General features: G+C 65.3%; 17 protein-coding genes and 1 pseudogene. 6 read left to right on the forward strand and 12 right to left on the reverse strand.

Features of this window, described 5'->3' with window-relative positions:
• Positions 1-675: 675 nt before the first annotated feature.
• Positions 676-891, reverse strand: a pseudogene (locus tag ACIBK2_RS43750) (hypothetical protein); the annotation flags it as partial.
• On the opposite strand from ACIBK2_RS43750, the gene ACIBK2_RS43755 reads away from it, so the two are divergent.
• The gene (locus tag ACIBK2_RS43755; RefSeq protein ID WP_396977033.1) at positions 882-1,043 is read left to right on the forward strand and encodes a helix-turn-helix domain-containing protein; all 162 of its coding nucleotides are present in this window, start codon (positions 882-884) and stop codon (positions 1,041-1,043) included. The pseudogene ACIBK2_RS43750 and the gene ACIBK2_RS43755 overlap by 10 nt on opposite strands.
• Here ACIBK2_RS43755 and ACIBK2_RS43760 read toward each other — a convergent pair.
• A complete protein-coding gene (locus ACIBK2_RS43760) occupies positions 1,030-1,629 on the reverse strand; it encodes a class I SAM-dependent methyltransferase (protein ID WP_396977035.1) in 600 nt (199 codons plus the stop codon). The genes ACIBK2_RS43755 and ACIBK2_RS43760 overlap by 14 nt on opposite strands.
• Positions 1,630-1,760: 131 nt before the next feature.
• Here ACIBK2_RS43760 and ACIBK2_RS43765 point away from each other — a divergent pair, with 131 nt between their 5' ends.
• Positions 1,761-2,576, forward strand: a complete 816-nt coding sequence (locus tag ACIBK2_RS43765; protein ID WP_396976843.1) for a class I SAM-dependent methyltransferase — start codon at positions 1,761-1,763, stop codon at positions 2,574-2,576.
• Between the two features lie 58 nt (positions 2,577-2,634).
• Here ACIBK2_RS43765 and ACIBK2_RS43770 read toward each other — a convergent pair whose 3' ends face one another.
• From ACIBK2_RS43770 to ACIBK2_RS43785, 4 genes are all read right to left on the reverse strand, one after another.
• On the reverse strand, positions 2,635-3,507 hold the full coding sequence (locus tag ACIBK2_RS43770) for an alpha/beta fold hydrolase (protein WP_396976845.1): 873 nt from the start codon (positions 3,505-3,507) through the stop codon (positions 2,635-2,637).
• A 128-nt stretch (positions 3,508-3,635) separates the two neighbouring features.
• A complete protein-coding gene (locus tag ACIBK2_RS43775; protein WP_396976847.1) occupies positions 3,636-4,781 on the reverse strand; it encodes a GGDEF domain-containing protein in 1,146 nt (381 codons plus the stop codon).
• A 126-nt stretch (positions 4,782-4,907) separates the two neighbouring features.
• Positions 4,908-6,368 (reverse strand): FAD-dependent oxidoreductase, encoded by a 1,461-nt coding sequence (locus tag ACIBK2_RS43780; RefSeq protein WP_396976850.1) that lies wholly within the window; start codon positions 6,366-6,368, stop codon positions 4,908-4,910.
• Between the two features lie 142 nt (positions 6,369-6,510).
• Positions 6,511-7,689 (reverse strand): aminotransferase class V-fold PLP-dependent enzyme, encoded by a 1,179-nt coding sequence (locus ACIBK2_RS43785; RefSeq protein WP_396976852.1) that lies wholly within the window; start codon positions 7,687-7,689, stop codon positions 6,511-6,513.
• A 198-nt stretch (positions 7,690-7,887) separates the two neighbouring features.
• Here ACIBK2_RS43785 and ACIBK2_RS43790 point away from each other — a divergent pair, with 198 nt between their 5' ends.
• Positions 7,888-8,778: a hypothetical protein gene (locus ACIBK2_RS43790; protein WP_396976854.1), complete on the forward strand. Its 891-nt coding sequence runs from the start codon at positions 7,888-7,890 to the stop codon at positions 8,776-8,778.
• A gap of 3 nt (positions 8,779-8,781) precedes the next feature.
• Here the strand turns inward: ACIBK2_RS43790 and ACIBK2_RS43795 are convergent, their stop codons facing one another.
• The gene (locus ACIBK2_RS43795) at positions 8,782-9,675 is read right to left on the reverse strand and encodes a LysR family transcriptional regulator (RefSeq protein WP_396976856.1); all 894 of its coding nucleotides are present in this window, start codon (positions 9,673-9,675) and stop codon (positions 8,782-8,784) included.
• Between the two features lie 75 nt (positions 9,676-9,750).
• Here ACIBK2_RS43795 and ACIBK2_RS43800 point away from each other — a divergent pair, with 75 nt between their 5' ends.
• Positions 9,751-11,274 carry an MFS transporter gene (locus ACIBK2_RS43800; RefSeq protein ID WP_396976858.1) on the forward strand — a complete coding sequence of 508 codons (1,524 nt, stop codon included), beginning with the start codon at positions 9,751-9,753 and terminating at the stop codon, positions 11,272-11,274.
• Positions 11,275-11,298: 24 nt separating this feature from the next.
• Here the strand turns inward: ACIBK2_RS43800 and ACIBK2_RS43805 are convergent, their stop codons facing one another.
• Genes ACIBK2_RS43805 through ACIBK2_RS43815 form a run of 3 tightly spaced genes read right to left on the reverse strand, consistent with a single transcriptional unit; the run spans position 11,299 to position 15,322 of the window.
• The gene (locus ACIBK2_RS43805; protein WP_396976860.1) at positions 11,299-12,267 is read right to left on the reverse strand and encodes a hypothetical protein; all 969 of its coding nucleotides are present in this window, start codon (positions 12,265-12,267) and stop codon (positions 11,299-11,301) included.
• A 25-nt stretch (positions 12,268-12,292) separates the two neighbouring features.
• Positions 12,293-13,054: a polyprenyl diphosphate synthase gene (uppS, locus tag ACIBK2_RS43810; RefSeq protein ID WP_396976862.1), complete on the reverse strand. Its 762-nt coding sequence runs from the start codon at positions 13,052-13,054 to the stop codon at positions 12,293-12,295.
• Positions 13,055-13,099: 45 nt separating this feature from the next.
• Positions 13,100-15,322, reverse strand: a complete 2,223-nt coding sequence (locus ACIBK2_RS43815) for an MMPL family transporter (protein WP_396976864.1) — start codon at positions 15,320-15,322, stop codon at positions 13,100-13,102.
• A 380-nt stretch (positions 15,323-15,702) separates the two neighbouring features.
• On the opposite strand from ACIBK2_RS43815, the gene ACIBK2_RS43820 reads away from it, so the two are divergent.
• On the forward strand, positions 15,703-16,293 hold the full coding sequence (locus tag ACIBK2_RS43820; RefSeq protein ID WP_396976866.1) for a hypothetical protein: 591 nt from the start codon (positions 15,703-15,705) through the stop codon (positions 16,291-16,293).
• Between the two features lie 201 nt (positions 16,294-16,494).
• Complete coding sequence (locus ACIBK2_RS43825; RefSeq protein WP_396976868.1) at positions 16,495-17,091, forward strand: TetR/AcrR family transcriptional regulator; 597 nt, start codon at positions 16,495-16,497, stop codon at positions 17,089-17,091.
• Positions 17,092-17,095: 4 nt separating this feature from the next.
• Here the strand turns inward: ACIBK2_RS43825 and ACIBK2_RS43830 are convergent, their stop codons facing one another.
• On the reverse strand, positions 17,096-18,181 hold the full coding sequence (locus ACIBK2_RS43830) for an S-(hydroxymethyl)mycothiol dehydrogenase (protein ID WP_396976870.1): 1,086 nt from the start codon (positions 18,179-18,181) through the stop codon (positions 17,096-17,098).
• Between the two features lie 8 nt (positions 18,182-18,189).
• Positions 18,190-19,350: an NAD(P)/FAD-dependent oxidoreductase gene (locus ACIBK2_RS43835; RefSeq protein ID WP_396976872.1), complete on the reverse strand. Its 1,161-nt coding sequence runs from the start codon at positions 19,348-19,350 to the stop codon at positions 18,190-18,192.
• Positions 19,351-19,421: the final 71 nt, after the last annotated feature.

Below are 19,421 nucleotides of genomic sequence, written 5' to 3' on the forward strand. Positions count from 1 at the left end.
TTCACCGCACGCTCACGCTGCTCGATCGGATAACGCTTGGGCATGGCCCACATCCTTCACAGGGAAAGAAGCGGCCGGAAAGTCGGGTCGGTTCACAACCACCCGGCCCACCACCACATACCCAGACGCCCGAGCCCGACTTGACGGGTGTGCACACCCGTCGGCCGCCCCCGGTATAGCAGGTATGAGGCCCACGGAAACGGCGTTCGGCCAGCACAAGGTGTGCGCATCCAACACCAGCGGCCCCTGACCCCCCCGCCAGCAAAATCCGCACCCTAACTCGGGATCGGCACTCGGAATAGGGCCCTATTCCGAGTGCCGATCCCGAGACAGAGTGCAGATCTTGGAGATACCAGCTCGGGGAGCGCCCCGCGGGCCCGATCGGCCACGGAAACCGCCGCCGACCACCCCGCTCTTGTCCAAAGCGCTTGGAACGTAACCACAACTCGATGACCACCTCGGGAACGCGACATCGCGCGCCTGACGCACACCTAAAGCCGGGTACGGCACACGACGTGCCCAGCACTACTCACGGGAAAACGCGGATAGGTCTTCAGCTTCTATGAGCTGCTCACGTGCGGAGGTCTAAGAAGCACTTGCCCGGATAGGTGGACCTTTCCGGGGGGGTCCCGACTTGACGTGGGTCCATGCTCTTGACTGATGCTGCAGCTTGCGTCAAGAGCGTGGTTTGTACGTCAAGTGGGCGACTACACCTGGATGGATTCGGGGGAGAGGGTTGGTGGGGTGGGGTTGTTTGTGGTGGAGGGCTTGCCAGATTTTGTCTCGGGTTAGGGGGAGGGTGGTGAAGCGGATGGTGGTGGCGTCGCGGAGGGCGTTGGCTAGGGCTGGGGCTACCGGGTTGAAGGGGCTTTCGCTCATGGATTTGGTGCCCCGTCAACACGGTCCACTACCGCATCGAACGTATCGAAAAGCTCACCGGCCGTGACCTTTCCGCCCTCGCCGATCGCATGGACCTCCGTGCGGCCCTGCTCACCGTCACCGAGCCGGGCTTCGCGATAGAGACGGCTGCTAGCCTTCGATAAGTTTCGGATTACGAGTGAATCGCACGGTGTCGTGCCACCGATCGCCGCGCGCATCGAGCAGGGAAAACCCTTCCGGCTCAACCAGTTTCTGTAGTTCGGCCACGCTCATGCGATCCGGATCCGGGAAGTGCTCGAAGAACGCGAGCCGTCCGCCGGGCTTCAGGGCGCGGGCGAGCGCGCGGACGCACGCGGGCTTGTCCGGGACTTCGCCGATCACCGCGGCAAGGAACGCGACGTCGAACGAGTCGTCCGGGAACGGCAGGCCCGCACCGGCATCGCCACTGTGGAAGCCGACGTTGTCGCATCCGCCGCCCGCCAGTTTCCGGCGTGCCTTGTCGAGCATTTGCGGCTGGATGTCGAACAGTTCCAGTCTGCCGTCGGTAAGTTTGCGTGCGAGTTCGAGGCTGTAGAAGCCTGGCCCAGGGCCGAGCTCCAGGACCTGTTCGGTTCCGGTGAGTTCGAGTTGGTCGATCGTGGCGCGCGGATTGGTGAAGAGTCGTCGCACCGGATTGTCGAGCAGGAATGCGGCCTGATGCGGGTACGGGAAGTCGCCGGCTCGTCGCGTTTGTCGGAGCAGCGTGTCCAGCCAGGTAGTCGTCATGTACACCTCCAGGGAGCGTAGTAAGGCTTACCTTACTTCGCGGAATACCGTTGCGCTACAAGCTCGATGGATTGAACCCGTAGACACGTTAGGTAACCCTAAGTTAGGCTGCGCCAATGGCCGAATCGGTGTTGTTGGGCGAAGTTCAGGAAACGCTACTGATCCCGTTGTACGGGCGCGCACGCGACGCCGCACAGCGTCGGAGCGTGCTGAGTGACCGCAAAGCGATCGAGTTGGTCGTCGCGATCGACTACGACTTCACCAAGTTCCGCGGCCCGTCGCTGGCCGGGTCGGTGCTGCGGGCGTCGATCTTCGACGAGTACGTGCGCGACTTCCTGCGCGAGCATCCCGACGGCACCGTTGTCGACCTGGGCTGCGGCCTATCGACCCGATTCGATCGCCTGGACAACGGTCGACTGCGCTGGTTCGACCTGGACGTCGCGGACACAATGACGTTGCGCCGCAGGTTCTTCGACGACAGCGACCGCTACACCATGATCACCGGATCGCTTTTCGACACCGACTGGCACGCGCAGGTCCGCGAGCGGCCCGGCCCGATATTCCTGCTCAGCGAAGCGGTCATGCTGTACTTCCCCGCCGACCAGGTCCACGCGACCTTGCGGCAGATCGCCGCGGCCTTCCCGGCCAGCCCCTTCGCCTTCGATACCGGCGGCCCCATCATGATGAAGAACCAGGATCGCAACCCGGTCTTCAAAGCCGTTCCCGCCCGGATGAAATGGATCTGCGCAGACCCCGCCACGTTGGAGCGGCATGGGTTGCGGCTACGCCAATCCCGCACCTTCGCCACCCCGCAACCCTCGGTCGCCCGCACCTGGCCGGCCCGATACCGTCACGGCCTCAAGGCTTTTGGCTGGACGCCACCGGTAACCACCTACAAACTCAACCTGTTCACCACCGTTGGCCAGGATTGATCGCTGATCTGCCGTCGCCACGGCTGGCGAAGTATCTCGATACCCCCGTCAGGGCGGGTTAGCGCACGGAATCCGGCTGGAGTGCCAGCAAGGCTGCGAGCAATTGATCCCACGTGGTGGCGGGAAGTTCGTGCCCGATGCCGTTCAGCGGGAGCAGGGCGGCACCGGGGATCTCGCGAGCCATGGCTTGTCCGTTGCCGTACGGAAAGAACGGGTCATCGGTACCGTGCGCAATCAACGTCGGCACGGTGAGCTCGCCGAGACGCTCCCGCCAGCGGTCGCCCGCATCGGCATACGCCAGGTTGAGCACGCTGGCAGCCACGTTGGTGGTGCGGTCGAGCATTACGGTCGCTTGCCGCCGTGCCAGCTGTTCGTCGAATCCGTTGGCGCCCGCGAGTATTCGGGCCTGTTCGACGCGGTAGTCGAGCACCGCCGCCCGGTCGGACCAGTCCGGAGCGGGCGCCTTGGTGAAGAACTCGATGATCCGATCCGCGTGTTCGGGCAGATCCGGGTCTGCCGGGCCGGGGGCCGTTGGGCGGGTGTTGATCAGCGTCAGGGCCGACACCCGATCGCGGTAGTCGAGGGCGGCGAGCTGACAGATCCAGCCGGCCACGGAGAAGCCCACCAGATGGGCTCGCGGAAGTTCGAAGACATCGAGCAGTCCGATGAGGTCCGAAACCAGGTCGCGCAGGCGGTAGCCGGGAGAGCCAGGCTCGTAGGCCGTCGACCGGCCGGTGTCGCGGATGTCATAGCGCAGGACGAACCGGCCGGCACCGGCCAGCCGATCGCAGAACTGGTCTTCCCAGCACAGTCTCGAAGTGCTCGGCAGCACCACCGGCGGCTGCCCGCGGTCTCCGAACGTGGTCACGCAAAGGTCTACGTCACCGACGGCGACCAGGTGCTCGGGCGATCGTTGAACATGAAGCGGCAAGGGGAACTCCTCTGCGGTTGCGTCTGTTGAGGAGACTGTTTGCGCGGCCGAAACTCATCGGTTCGGAGGTGCCGGTTCATGGGCAAGGCCGCCGCCGTGCGCCAGGATCACGTAGTCCGGCGGGAGTCTTAGGCCGTGCGGGAGTCGCGCAAGGGCGCAGTTCCGTCCAGCGGATCGGCGATGACAACAGTGTTGCCGCCCAATTGCTTTGCCCGATACATCGCCGAGTCCGAGCTGCGGAACAAATGACGCGGCGTCGACGCGAGCTGCCGTTCACAATGGCGGCCGGGCTCGAATTCCGCGGCGCCGACGCTGGCGGTGATCGCGCTCGGCAGACCGGGCGTCGTCGCGACGGCGTGCCGTAGTCGCTCCGCGACAGCACCGATGTCCGCACCATGCAGGTGACCGACCACCATGAACTCCTCACCGCCGGTGCGCACCACGATGGCGTCGGGTGACGCCGCCGCCCGCAGGCGCGCGGCCGTCCGCACCAGCACCTCGTCGCCGAACGAATGACCGAAGGTGTCGTTGACGGTTTTGAACCGATCCAGATCGAGTGTCACCACGTAGACGCCTTCGTGGCAGCGCCGTCCGAAGAATCGTGGCAGGTGCGAGTCGAGGCCACGCCGGTTCAACAGCTTGGTCAGCGGATCCGAGAGCGCGTCCACCCGCAGCAGCCAGTTGTAGAAGTGCACGATCGGCAGCAGCACGCCGGTCACGACGAGGACCACCAGAATGACGACCAGGCCGAGCGCGTGATCGCCGATGCCGTGTCCGTTGGTCGTCGGCACGCCGTGCACCATCATGTAGGCCAACGCCAGAATCGACAGCACTGACCAGCCGATATGCAGGGCCAGGACCTGCGGACTGTGGAAGATGGTGATATATCCGCCGGTGATCACCAACAGCACGCACCCCATCGCGCCGAGCAGGCGATCCTGGATCATCACATTGTTGGCGGTGATCGCGAGATCGACCCCGCCGATCCAGAGCAGCGATTCGAGTTCGCCCGGCCACGGCAACAACCACCAGCGCAGCGTCCACACCGCCGCCATCACGACCACGAGGACGGCCTGCGCCTGCCCGGCGGCCCCGTGCTGACCCGCGTGCGAGATCAGCGCCAGGATGGTGATCAACCCCATGACGATGCCGCCCGCACCGACCATGGACTTCAACGGTCCGAGCGCGGAGTGGGATTTGAGCGTCTTGATCAGCCAGCGGTAATCGACCCGGTATTGCCACCAGGTGCGAACCATCGTTCGACTGTTGGTCACCGATCCACCGCCTTCGGCTGGCAATCTCCGGTCTGTTGTGTACTGCCTGACAAACGCTGGGTCTCGGGGAGAGTTTAGCTGTAACTGCGGGTAACTGGGAATTTGCGTTGGAGAAGAAAGCTACGGTCACGCAGGATTGCTCGGCTCGAACCACGCCGGGATCACGTCACGGACGAATGAGCTGATGCATTCGGCGGTCGGCCCCGACAGTATTTCGCCGACGAAGTAGACACCATCCCGCCCCTGGATGTCTGTGACGTGATCGAACCAGCCGTCGCGGACCGCGGCCGCGCTCGGATACGCGGGCCATTCGGCGATCGTCTCGGCGACCAGCTCCGGGTCGTGGAACAGGAACAGGCTGTCCTTGGCGAGGGACCAGGCTTCGGCGGCGGATATCGAGGTGTCGGAGTTGCTGAAGCAGACCCAATACGGTCCGGGATGTTGCTTGTTGGCCGCGGTGATGCGATGCATGGCCTGTTCGGGATCGGTGTCGGTGTAGCTGCCGTAGGGATCGATCACCCAGAAGCCCAGGGGTTCAGCAGAATCCGGCCGTCGCGGAAAACTGATGAGCTCTTCACGCACTCGGATCAGGTAGCTGCGTGTCCACCTGCGTGGGCAGTTCCGCTCGGCGAACAGTTCGCGAATTTCCCTCTCGGGGAACATTTCTCGAATCTGCGCGGGCCGTGCGGTCACTACGACTCGCGAATAGATCGCACTGCGCTGCTCGCCGTCCACGGTGTAGGTGACCCGAACCCCTTCCGGCTGAACGGGTTCGATGCCGGTCACCTGACTGTTGACCGTGACGGTGAGCCGGTGGTCATCGGCGATCCGGCGCAGGAAGCTGACGAACCCCTCGCGGAAGCTCAGGCTCACCGGTCGATGGGAAGTCAACTGGGCGACCAGCGACTGCGGCATTCGCGCGAGCAGCGCGTCCTTCTCGGCCGGATACAGTGACAGCACCAGCTTCGCCAACTGCGAAACATGCCCGGAGATATGGGCGTTGATATTGATGACGGTTTCGGCGGGCTGGCGCGGTCGGCGCATATTGGCGTAGATCACCAGTCCCTGCAGCACCTCACCGACCAGCGGTGCGTGGCGCGCCCGATAGGTTTCCCAGGTCTCGCCGGGAACGCGATCGAACGCCAATCCGCTCGCCCCGGGCCCGTGTCTGTCCCGAAGCGCCCGTTCGATGATGTTCCAGGCTGCTACCAGCTGGTCGATCGTCTGCTCCGCGGTCAGGGTCTGGAACAGCGCCAGCAAATGCGGTGGCACGGCCAGTTGTGGTTTGCCGGAATCGGATCGGCCGACGAAGTACAGCGCCTCGGTCTTCGTCGGCACCGGATGATTGCGCAGCAACTCGTCGATGGCGGTGCCCGCCGTGTCCGCGCCGAACGACTGCTGAATGACCAGATGGGACTGGAAATCGTAGATGTCACCGTCCACCTCGACGGTCTGGCAGTAGCCGCCGAGGTGCGCCCCGGCTTCGAGAATATCGATGTTCTCGAAGCCGAGGTCGCGCAGCTTCGCGGCGGCGAGGATGCCGCTCTGGCCGGCGCCGACGACGCAGATGGGTGCCGCGAGATCCATGGGGACTCCTACGGGTTGTGCGAATGCCAGGGCCGTAGGCAGTGGAATGCGGGAGGGGTTCGCACGCAAACGCGCTCATGACGGGTCCTAGGCAAGGGATAGTCATGAGTATGCGGCACCGGCGAAGCTCGGCTGAGCGGTTTCAGGTGCGGATCAGCGTGGCCACGGTATCGACCAATCGCTCGATATCCTCGTCGTTGTTGTAGCCGTGCGGCGAGATGCGCAGCCCGCCCGCGCGAGCGGAGACCGCGATGCCCTCGGCCTGTAATTGCTTGGCCAGCAATGGGATCGGCGGACCATCGAGATGTACCGCGACAATCCCGGATCGTCCTTCGACTGAGCGGTCCGACAATACGGTCGCGCCGATCGAGGTGAGGCCCGCGCATGCCAGATCGCACAACCGATCGACATGCGACCAGATCGCCGGGATGCCCGCCTCGTGCAGCAGATCGATCGATGAACCGAGGGCGGCGATGCCGGTCACGTTCGGCATCCCACCCTCCAAACGCCTTGCCGTGTCGTCGAATACCAGCTCCAGGTTGTCCCAATCCTCCCGGTGTGCGACCGAATTCCAGCCGGGCTCCAGTGGCCGCAGCAGATCCAGCCGTGACCCCCGCACGTACAGCACGCCGCAACCTTCTGGACCGAGCAGCCATTTGTGTCCGTCGGCCATCGCGAAATCGACACCCCAGCGCGCCAATTCGGCCGGGAGCACACCGAGTCCCTGGATCACGTCCGCGCACAACAGTGTTCCGGCCTCCCGGCACGCCCGCCCCAGCTCCGCCAGGTCGACTCGCCAGCCGCGGCCGAACTGCACCCAGCTGGTGACGACCAACTTCGGCGGCGGCCCGTCCTGAATCCGATCGACGAACGCCTCGACGGTGAGCCGCCCGCCCGGTCCCTCGGGGCGAACCCGGTCCACCAGCACGCCCCGATCCGCCAATGCCAGCCACGGATACAGCGTGGACGGAAATTCCAGGTCCGGCACGATCACCCGGTCGCCGGGTGCCCACTCCAGACCGTTGGCGATCATCCCGAGCCCGGTCGTGGTGTTCTTGACGAACGCGACATCGGTCGACGGCACCCCCATCAGCCGTGCGGCGGCCGAACGCACCCGCTCGATCTCGGCACTGTGTGCCGCATACGTGAACTCGCCGTCCAGCGAAACCTCGGTAGCCCGCCGAACCATCGCATCGACCGATGGCTGCGGCAGGGGACTGATCCCGGCATGGTTGAGGTAAGCCCACCGGCGCGCGGCCGGAAAGTGTTCGCGGGCAAGGGGAGTAGTGCCGGTCTCCGCCGTCCCGATCGTCGCGGTCATCTCATCGCCTCCAAATCAAGCGGACATTATGTCCACTTCTCGCTGTCTGCAGACTACGACTTAAGCGGTCACTGCGTCCACTTATTCTCGGATGAGTTCACGGTGTCGCGACGGTGCCGGTCGACCGCGCTGCGGTTGACGGACGTTATCGTCGGTTGTGACTGAAACGGTGGGTGTGGTGTCGATGGGGTTGGTCGTGTGCTGATTGGTCTGATTGCCGCGCTGCTCGCGTGCGTGGGGTATGGGGTGGCGTCGGTGCTGCAGGCGTATGCCGCGCGGCGGTCCGCCGCGGCGGCGGAGGCGCGAGGTGCTGACGGGCAGGTGACCGAAACCGGTGCGCCCACGGTTGCTTCCACGGTCGCCGCGGTGTTGACGGTGTGGTTCATCGTCGGCAGCGCGCTGGACGTGCTGGGGTTCGTGGGAAATGCGGTGTCGGCGCGACTGATTCCGCTGTTCTTGTCGCAGACGATCATGAGCGCGAATCTGATCATCACCGCGGTGCTCGGGGTCTTCGTGCTCGGCATCCGATTGCATCTGCGGGACTGGGTGGCGATCTGTGCGGTGATCCTCGCGCTGGCCGCGCTCGGTGGTGCGGCGGGGCATGAGGGTGGTGGCAGCGATAATCCGGTCATGCACTGGGGCGTGCTGATCGCGTCGGTGCTGTTGTTCGGTGTCAGTCAGCTCGTGGTGCGACGGCTCGGGTCCCGTGGCGCGGTGGCCGCGGGTCTGGCCGCCGGAATGTTGTTCGGGGCCTTGGCGATCGCGGTGCGCATCGTGCAGGGGATCGATCCGTTGAACGTGCCGACACTGCTCGCCGACCCGGCCGCGTGGACGATCGCGATCGCCGGTATCGGCGGTTTCTACCTGCATACCGTTGCGCTGCAACTCGGTTCGGTGAACGGCGCTACCGCGGCGCTGGTGGTCGGCGAGACGGTCATTCCCGGAATCGTCGGAGTCCTTGTGCTCGGCGATACTTCGCGACCAGGACTCGGGTGGCTGGCCGGGCTCGGCTTCGTCCTTGCCATCGGCGGGGCGGTAGCGGTCGCGGTGTTCGGCAATCTGTCCCAGCTGGAACACGCGGACGCGTAGGCCCTAGCTGACCGCGTCCCGAAGGGTGTCGCGCAGCCACCGCTGGGCCGGGTCGGCATCGAGCCGCGCGTGCCAGAGCAGTCGTATCTCGAGTTCGGGCAGGGCGGCGGGGATCGGAAACCAGCGCAGGCCGAGCGCCTCGCCGTACTGCTCGGCGAGGCGTTGTGGCGCCAATCCGACGTAGTTGCTGGCGGAGACCAGGAGCGCGGCAATGGCGGAGGTGGGGACGACGGCGGCGACGCGGCGATGCAGGCCCTCGGCTTCGAGGACATCGTCGAGCGGTCCGCGGGCCCGGCCCCGGCGGGAGGCCGAGACGTGCGGAAACTGGCACAGCTGTGCCAATGTGGGGCGGCGGTGCTTGCCGAGCGGACTGTCGGCGCGGACGATGCCTACTATTCGCTCCTGATACAGCACCGCGGTCTGGATGTCGGGCGCCGTGACGTCGCCGACGCCGATATCGAGATCGACCGAACCGTCGCGCAGGGCCTCGATACTTTCGCTGCCCTCGGTGATGAAGCGCAGCGTCACACCGGGGGCGACCGCGGCGGCCTCGGCCGCCACCGCCGCCAAGGTCGCGGCGACACCGTCGTTGAGGCGAATCGTGAAGGTACGCTTCAGCTCCGCGACCGTCACCTCGCGGTCGGCGCTGATCAAGGCCGCCGCCTCGTCGAGCAGGGAACGCACCCGCGGCGCGGTGCGCAGCGCGAACGGGGTCGGCGCCATCCCGCGACCAGCCCGCACCAGGATCGGATCGTGCATCGCGCGCCGCAACCGGCCGAGCGCGCGGCTCGTCGCCGGGATGGACAGATGCAGGCGTTCGGCCGCCGCCGTGACGCTGCCGTCCTGGAGCAACGCGTCGAACACGCGCAGCAGGTTCAGGTCGAGCTGTTCGGGCATGATTGCATCGTACGCAAGTCTCTATTGTGAAAGTTGCGTGGCACGGAAACCGCTGACTTTCATAACGTCATGGTCATGCCATTCAACGTCCTGGTCCGCGACCGTCCACCGACCTCGCGTGAACCTTCCTCCCGTCCGGTCTCGCAGCGCGGGCTGCTCGCCCTCATGAGTGCCTGCGTCGTGCTCGTCGTCGGCATGGTCGCCGCGATCAACCTCGCCGTCCCGATGCTCGCCGCCAGCGCACTGCATCCCTCAGCGTCGACGCTGGTCTGGATCGTCGACACCTACGTCATCTTCTTCGCCTGCCTGGTGATTCCCGGCGGGGCCGCGGGTGATCGCTTCGGCCGCAAGGGTGTCCTGCTGGTCGGCCTGCTGCTGTTCGCGGTGGGCGCGCTGCTGTCGGCGGTCGCGCCGAACGTGGCCGTGCTGCTCGTCAGCCGTGCGATCACGGGCATCGGCGCCGCCGCCGTGCTGCCCAACACGCTCGCCGTCCTGCTGCATGCCGTGCCCGTCGAACGCAAAGGTCCGACGATCGCGGTGTGGGCCTCGATGACCGGCATCGGCGGAGTCGTCGGCAATGTCGGTGGCGGAGCGGTGCTTTCGGGTGGATCGTGGCGCTGGTTGTTCATTGTCGCCGTGCCGATCTCGCTGGTTCTCGTCGCCCTCGTCGGACGTATCGCGCCGGTGTCGCCGCGTCATGACCGCCGCCTCGACCTACCCGGCGCGCTGTTGTTCGTTGCCGCCTCGGTGGCTTTGCTGCTCGGCATCGTCCAGGGTCCGGAGTCGGGCTGGGGCAGCGTGGTTGTCGTCGGTGGGTTCGCCGGTGCCGCAGTGTTGTTCGCGGTGTGGGTGTTCGTCGAACTGAAAGTCGAACACCCACTGCTTGATCCGCGGTTGTTCCGTGTCCCCGGCCTGCGCAGCGCCTGCCTCGGCATGACGACAGTCTTCTTCGGCATGTTCGCGCTGTTCTACGTCAACGCGTCATTCCTCCAGTACGGCATGGGATTCAGCGTGTTGCGCACCGGCCTCGGCATTCTCCCGCTGACCATCCCGATCATCGTCGCCGCACGATACGTCGGCCGCCTGTCGGAGCGCATCGGCATCGATGCCACCACCGCGCTGGCCTTCGCGTTCGTCGGCGGTGGACTGCTCGGCCTGTCCACGACCAACGCGCAAACGCCGTACTACGTGTATGCCGTCTGGCTCGTCGTAACCGGAATCGGTGTGACACTGGCCCTTCCGACCCTCTCCGGCGCGATCGCGGGCTCACTACCGCACGCCCAGGCCGGCGTCGGCGCCGGCTTGCAAGCCACCACCCGCGAATTCGGCAGCGCCCTCGGCGTCGCGGTGATCAGCACGATCCTCACCGCACGGTTCGTCGCCGCCCTACCCGCGGACATCCGCGCCGACCACGACCCCCACACCGTGGCCCAAGCCCTCGCCACCACCGACCCCGACCGCGCCAACGACGTTGTCACAGCGTTCATCTCGGGTGCCGGCACCGGTTTGCAGATGATCGGCGTGACTGTCCTGGTGCTCGGTGCGCTGGTCGTCCTGCAGTCGCTGTTGTCGCGACGTGGACACCCGGCGCAGCCGTGAACACGGACGACTGCGGAGCGTTTCTCAGCGCTGCGCAGTCGTGTACCGCTTTACCTCGGCCTGCCACCGCCTGCTACCCGCCATCGCGTACTTCATCGCGGCGACCGACGCGTCGACAGCGGCCCGTTCGGTCTCCGTGATCCGGCGGTGCGTATCGCTGTCGCGGAATCTACGCTCCGATTCGATGAAGTGCGATATCCGTGCCTCGATCATTTCGCAGATGTCGTCGAATGTGGCGGCGAGGGAGGTCTTGTTTTCCGCCCGGAGGACATGCACCAGGTTGACTTCCCCTGCGGCGTCCTCTCGTTGGTACGAGTAGATATCGTTCATCCACGCGACGATGTCGAGGTAGCACTGGCGCAATTCGTGCAGATCTGGATCGTCGTACAGTATGTCGGGCAGCTCGTAGTGGCCGGCGAATTCCGCCAGGTCGAGGGCGGGGAGCACACCGATGGTTTCCCGGCGAATGGCCATGTATTCGCGAAGCCCCGGGGTGTGGCCCTCGAGTCGGTTTTCGAGCTCGGCGGCGTTGGCGAAGAGGAAATTCCAGATGTGCCTGCGAAACCGGCTCCGCCAGTCTTCCGACTGTCTCGGGTAGATCCGCTGCAGTATTTCGCCGAGGGCGATGAGGTCGGGATCGTCCGACGGCTCGACTTGGCCGGTCTGGAGGACGAGCTGTAATCGATAGGCGAGGGCGTGTGCGTCCTCCGGCGAGGATGATCTGTCGTACGCGATTCGGTCGTCATACATGAAGATGGCTTCGATCATGGCTGTCAGGGTGACGAGGTCTTCCAGATCGGCGTCCGGGAAGAAATAACCGGCAACCCTTGCGGCCCTACCTTCTTCGAAGCGTTCGGCGTCCGCCGCTGTGCCATGCGGATATATCTTCGCCAACCAGGTTCGTACCCGATCTTCGGCCAGCTCCCACAGCGGATGACAGCGCGCCTCGAAGGGAAGGGACGGAATCATGAATGCCGCATCCGGCGCGCTCACATGTGCCTCCGCTGGTTATCGATGTTCACGAGAACGAGATCGATGGTGTGCGAGCCTGCGCTACCTCGGCGTCGAGACGACCGAAGCGACGAGTCCGCCGCTGGTATTCCTGGATCGCGGCGACGAGATGATCGAAGGTGAAGTCGGGCCAGAGCACGGGGGTGAATACCAGCTCGCTGTAGGCGAGTTGCCAGAGCAAGAAGTTCGAGATCCGGTTCTCCCCGGACGTGCGGATGACCAGGTCCGGATCGGGCATGTCGGGGGCATACAGGTATCGGCTGATCAGCGCGCTGTCCACCGCCGCGCCGGTGACGCCGTCATCGATCATCCTGCGGACGGCGTCGGCGATTTCGGTGCGTCCGCCGTAGTTGAATGCGATGGTCAGGGTCATGCCGATGTTGTTCTCGGTCATCGCGATTCCGTGATCGATCGCTGCTCGCACATTGCGTGGTATCCGTGGGTCGGGACGCCCGATCCACCGTATCCGGATATTACGGCGCTGATATTCGTCCAGCCGCCGATATATTCCGCGTTCGATGGTGCTCATCAAGTAGGCGACCTCGGCTTCGGGCCGTTGCCAGTTCTCGGTGGAGAACACGTACAACGTGAACCACTCGATTCCCAGGTCATCCGCGCCTAACGCGACATCGCTGATCACCTGTTCACCCGCGCTGTGCCCTTTGATCCGGACATCGCCGTGCTGCCGGGCCCACCGTCCGTTTCCATCGGGGATGCACGCGATGTGTCTCGGCAGGTGGTCGGGGTCGAGCTGCGACAGCGGATTCATGGCGCTCCCTGGTCTGTGCGGCGGCCGTCGAGGCGGAACGAAATGTCAAGCGGGTGGTGCATATACGGGCGCTCGACCGAGCCGCGGGAACCACCAGTTCCAGCGGCCCATGATCTGCATCAGCGCGGGCACCAACGCGAGGCGAATCAGGGTGGCATCGATGATCAAGCCGGCGGCGATCGCGAAACCGAACTGCTGGACACAGTTGATCCGGGACACCACCAGGCTGCCGTAGGCGATCGCGAGGATCACCGCGGCCAGCGAGATAGGACGGGCTGTGCTCTGCAGACCGATCGTGACCGAGCGCCGGTTGTTTCCGGTGATCAGGTACTCCTCCTGGATCCGGCGTACGAGGAACAATTCGTAGTCGGTGGACAGTGCGAACAGCATCACGAACACCGAAAGCGGCACCTGCGGCCAGATCGACGGACCATTCCCGCCGGGCTGAAACATCAGCACCGTCAACCCATAGGACGCGCCGGTGGCGAGCAGGCTCATCATGATTGCCTTCAACGGCAGCAGCAGGCTGCGCAGTACACCGGCCAGCACAACGAACAACAGCATCAGCACACTGGCCACGACCAACCACAGCTTTGTCGCGGTCTCGACCATAACGTCATAGGCGACGCCGCTCGGGCCACCGACACGCACCGATACGCCGGCGGGTGCCGTCGCGGGCACGATCCGGTCGTGAATTCGCTCCATCAATTGCGCGAATTCCGGTGCGTAGACCGGATATTTGGGTAAGAGGAGAAAGGCGGTGAGTCCCTCGTCGTCATCGATCCGGGTCATGACAACCACGTCGGGATCCGCGCGCAGCGCCGCCGCGAGCGGTTGGATATCCACTGCGCTGCCCGCGGGCTGTTGCACCACCACGGCCGCGATTCCCGACACACCGGGCACTTCGCGCTCCGCGACAGTCAGGCTGGCGAGGTACGGAGTGCCGGCGAGGGCACGCCGTTCGATGTCGATGCCCGTCGACATATGGACAGCCGGGATCGCCGCGCACAGCAGGCCGATCGTGATGCCGACGGCGTACGGCCAAGGATGGCGCATCAAGTGCTCGGCCCAGCGGGACAGTCGTCCACCCTGCCCGACACGATCGTCGATGCGCGGAATCCACCGTTCGCACCGACCTCGCCGCTGCAGCCATTCGGTCAGCGAAACCAGAACGGCTGGAAGGAGAGTGATCGATGCCAGTGACGCGACGATGGTCGCCACCACGGTGCCCGTCGCGATCTGCGCGAAGACCTGCCAGCGGACCATGAACAGGCTGACGACCGCCATGAGCAGTATCAGCCCCGAATACAACACGGTGCGTCCCGTGGTGGCCATCGCGGTGGCAATGGCCCGCTCGGGTCCGGCTCCGGCTGCTAGTTCCTCGCGGAATCGATTCATCACGAACAACGCGTAGTCGATCCCGATGCCCAATCCTGCTGCGTTGACCCCGATCAGGAGCGTGCCGTCGATGGTGAGGGTTCCGGTCAGCAGGGAGAACAGCCCCATCGTGCTGACAATCGACGCACCGGCGACGCCGACGGGCACCAGCGCCGCCACCGGAGTGCGCAGACCCCACCAGAGCACCGCGAGGGCGAGCGGAACGGCGATCAGCTCGATGCGCATCAGATCGGCGATCGCGACCTGCTGGATGATGTGGCCGAAACCCGATATCCCGAGAACGGCCGCCTGCACAGTGCCGTTCGATGCGGTTTGGGCCGCGCGATCGGCGGCGGTCTGCAGTTCGGGGGAACGTTGCTGACGCTGCCGGTCGTCACCGGATGCTCCGACAAGCAGGTAGGCCGCGTGTTCGTCGTGCAGGACAGGGCGGAACGGCTCGAGCACCTCGGCCGAGACGAAGCTGTTGTCGGGGTCGCCCGCGACGGGTAACAACAGCACCCCGGAGACGCCCTTGTGCCGTCCGAGTGCGGCCATGCTGGCGCTGATCGCGCGCCGAAACTCCGGATCCGTCGTCCGATGCAGTGTCGAATGTACGACGGCGACCATCTGCTCGCTGCCGATCGACGGCAGCCCGTCCGCCAGCACGCGGCTCACCTGTTGCGATTCGGAGCCCGAGATCTCGATCGGCGGGGCCACCAGTGAACCGAGCAGATGCGGCAGTCCGAGGAGTCCCGCCGTCACCGCGATGAGCCACCCCGCGAACACTCGGCGCCGGTGTCGAACCATCGTCACCGCGAGACGCGCCAGCACATCCTCGCTCGCGCCTGGCCGGACCTTGCGATCCGATCCACGAGATTGCCCGACCCGCATGCCGACTCCGACCTCCGCTAGTTCCTGCCATCGGGAAGGTTCTCCGACATCCCGCATTCGTTGCCGATGCGCCGACGGATGGCTCGGATTTGCGGTCGACTTCGCGACAAGATCGCTGTGCCAGCCGAATCCGGCGTCGAGAGTCGTACCCATCCCTGCCGGTGCCGGTTACGAAGACGCTATGGATCGGTTGCTGCTCGGCCGGAACGGATCCACCAGAGGGAGGGCGACCCGCTGGAATCCGACGTTTCAGTCATTCCGGATGGTAGCGTTCGGGCGCGATCGGATTCATCTGTTTTGTTTGGATCATGGCAATGGCTGTGGGCGCACGTCCCACTTCGCATTCGCCATTCGACCATATGGACGATGGAAGGATTGCAGTGCAGATCAAACAAGGCAAGGGCGCGCGCGCCGGAATGCTCATGGCAGCAGGGCTGTTGGGCGCCTCCGCGCTGGGATACGGAGTCTTCGCGGCCCCGGTGTCGGTAGCGCAGGACAACAGCGGTCCGTTCACCTGCAAGGCCGACCAGGGAAAGGTGACGGTCGCTAAATCGGAGGACGGCAAGAATTACTCCGTGACGGCGGCTCCCTCGGACATCAAGTTGGCGGCTGACCAGGATAAACGCTGCAAGGTGAAGGAAGACGGCCCGGACTTCGAGTTCACGACGAAGAAGGTCGAGGCCAAGGAAACCAGCAGCGGCTGCGAAATCACGGGCACTGCCAACGCAAAGGACGAGGACGCGGCATCGGCCACCGACTCGAAATTCACCCTGACCATCCCGAAGGATGGGGCGGCCAAGATGATGGTCAGTGGCAAGTTCGACCCGAACAGTGAGGAGAACGCTAAAGATAAATTCGAGGCCACCGGCACCGTGAAGGGCCTGAAGGTCGAGTCGTGCTCCGCGACCGGAATTCCGGAGGGCGCATTGACCGTGACGGGCATCAAGATCGACCTCACCCCGCCGAAGTAAGCGATGCCGGCCTGCCGATCTCGAAGACGCAGGCCGTCGACATTGCTGCGCCGCGCCGATTGCCGATGGCGCGGCGCTTCAGTCCCTCGACGCGATCCATCCCCGTGTCCTCCCATGGGGGAAGATGGCTCGATGCCAAGGCAAACGGATCGCACAGGGAAGGTTGGTCGGCCACCGCGGCTTTCGCGGGAGGCGATCGTCGTGGCGGCCGATCAGGTGTTGCGAACCGAGGGGGCAGACAGTCTGTCGATGCGGCGGCTGGCGAAGGAGTTGGGTAGCACGCCGATGGCGCTGTATCACCATGTGCGTGACAAGGACGAGTTGTTGCTGCTCGTGCTGGAGACGCACGCACAACACATTCCGGTGCGCGAGTTTCCCGACGATCCCCGTGAGCGGCTGCTGGAGGTTGCGTTCACCCTGTATGAGGGCCTTGCCGAGCGACTCTGGATCATTGAGGTCCTGGCGTCCGACCCGGTCGTTGTGCCCGCTGCGATGGGGATGGTTGAGATGATCATCGCCGCGGCCGTCGAATACGGCTGCACCACCGAAGAAGCCGTCGATGTTTACCGGACCATCTGGTACTACATCGTCGGTGATCTGATCGTCCGGGCGAGCCGAGAGCGCCGGCAGGCACGGCTGGCCGCCTCGTCCGTCACCGAACCGGGCATAGCTCAGCTAGAACTGGCGGAGCTGCCCACGGTCGCGGCTATCGGTGACCGGTGGGCCGATCTGACCTCCCGCGATATTCATCGGAAGAGCCTGGCGGCCCTGGTGAATGGCGTGCTGCCGCAACGATGACCAATCACCACACCACGACGGAGCGCAGGACGTCGCCGTGATGCATGGCGGTGAACGCCTTTTCGACCTCGTCGAGTGAGATGCGTTCGGTGACAAAGCGTTCCAGGGGAAGGCGGCCTTGCCGGTAGAGGTCGATCAGCATCGGGAAGTCGCGTTCGGGTAGGCAATCGCCGTACCAGGAGGACTTCAGGGCGCCGCCGTGGGAGAACAGGTCGATCAGCGGCAGGTCGAGGGTCATGTCCGGGGTGGGGACGCCGACGAGCACCACGGTGCCCGCTAGATCGCGACCGTAGAACGCTTGCTTCCAGGTCTCGGGGCGGCCGACGGCATCGATCACGACGTCGGCGCCGAACCCGTCGGTGAGTTCCTGTATCCGCTCGACCACATCCTCGGTACTGGCGTCGATGCGGTGGGTGGCGCCGAATTCACCGGCCCAGGCCAACTTTCGGGTATCGCGGTCGATGGCGATGATCGTCTTGGCACCGGCCAGGCGGGCGCCCGCGATGGCCGCATCGCCGACGCCGCCGCAGCCGATCACGGCCACGCTGTCGCCGCGGGAGACGTTGCCGGTGTTCATCGCCGCGCCGATGCCCGCCATGATGCCGCAGCCGAGCAGACCGGCGATGGCGGGATCGGCTTCGGGATCGACCTTGGTGCACTGCCTTTCGTGGACGAGGGTCTTGTCGGCGAAGGCGCCGATGCCCAAGGCGGGCGTCAGTTCGGTGCCGTCGGTGAGGGTCATCTTCTGGCAGGCGTTGCTGGTGTCGAAGCAGTACCAGGGGCGGCCGCGGCGGCACGCGCGGCACTCGCCGCAGACCGCTCGCCAGTTGAGAACGACGAAATCTCCTACGGTCACATGGGTTACCGCCGTGCCGACTGTCTCCACGATTCCGGCTGCCTCGTGCCCGAGCAGGAACGGGAACTCGTCGTTGATGCCGCCCTCGCGGTAATGCAGGTCGGTGTGGCACACCCCGCATGCCTGCACGCGCACCACCACATCGTGTGGCCCGGGGTCGGGGATGACCACGTCGACCAACTCGACCGGCGTTCCTTTGCTGCGAGCAATGACGCCGCGCACGGTTTCGGACACGAATCCTCCTACGGGGTTGCGATGGCCGCGGGCCGCCGCTCGATCTGCTTGCGGTAGCGGGTGAACAGGCGGGCGTTGTCGATGGCGAAGACGGCCACCGGCTCGCCAGCGCGTTCGTAGAGTGCGGTGCACGATGGTGTGGACGGGTCGCCGTCGATGAAGCGAACCTCGTCGTCCGGTCGGCGGTTGCCCGCGAACTGGATCATGCGGCCGTATTGCCGGGACCAGAAATAGGTGGTCGGGATGTTCGCGGGCGGTGCACCGACAATGCACGCCGCGGCGATGCGGGCCTGAGCGGTGGCGTTCGACCAGTGCTCGCAGCGATGGTGGGTGCCCAAGGCGTCCTGATACGTGCGGGCGCAATCGCCGATGGCATAGATATCGGGAACCGTTGTGCGGCACTGTGCATCGGTGATGAAACCGTTGTCGATGTGCAAGGCGGAGTCCTGCGCCCACTCGGTGTTGGGCACCGCGCCGATACCGATGATCACGGCGTCGGCAGGGAGTAGCGTGCCGTCGGTGAGGCGCACCGCGCTGACGTGTTCGTCGCCGAGGAATTCGGCTACCGCCACTCCGGTGCGTAACCGGACACCGTTGGCCGCGTGCAGATCCGCGCACAGCGCGCCGAGCAGCGGTCCGAAGACACCGGACAGTGGATCGGTCGCGAGTTCGACAATAGTTGCCTGCACACCGAGAGTTGCAGCGGTCGAAGCGAGTTCGGAACCGATGAGGCCCGCGCCGACGATCACAACGGTGCGCGCGGTGCGCAATGCGGCGCGGATCGCGCGCGCGTCGTCGACCGTGCGCAACGTGTAGATGCCGGCCGGTGCTTGTGCGCCGGGCAGCGTGCGGGCGCGAGCGCCGGTAGCCAGCACCAGCGACCGCCCGGCGATCGTTGTCCCGTTGTCGAGGGTGACGCCGGGACCCGTTGCGGTCGAGGCGATTCCGATCGCGCGGTGTCCGAGTAGCCAGCGGGTCCGGGGATCATCGGTCTCGCCCAACGCGATATCGACGTCGCCGTGCAGGAATTCCTTCGACAGCGGCGGCCGGTCGTAGGGCGGATGGATTTCGTCGCCGACGACGGTGATGCTGCCGTCATACCCGCGCTCGCGAAGATCGTGCACCAGCGAGAACCCGGCCAATGATGCGCCGACGACAACTATGCTCACGACTTCACCTCGCTGACGCACAGCTCTATCGTCCGCATCGGTGCGCTCTGTCGGTGGCTCGCTCGCTGGCG

The organism is Nocardia sp. NPDC050175, assembly GCF_044459885.1.
Lineage (GTDB): Bacteria > Actinomycetota > Actinomycetes > Mycobacteriales > Mycobacteriaceae > Nocardia.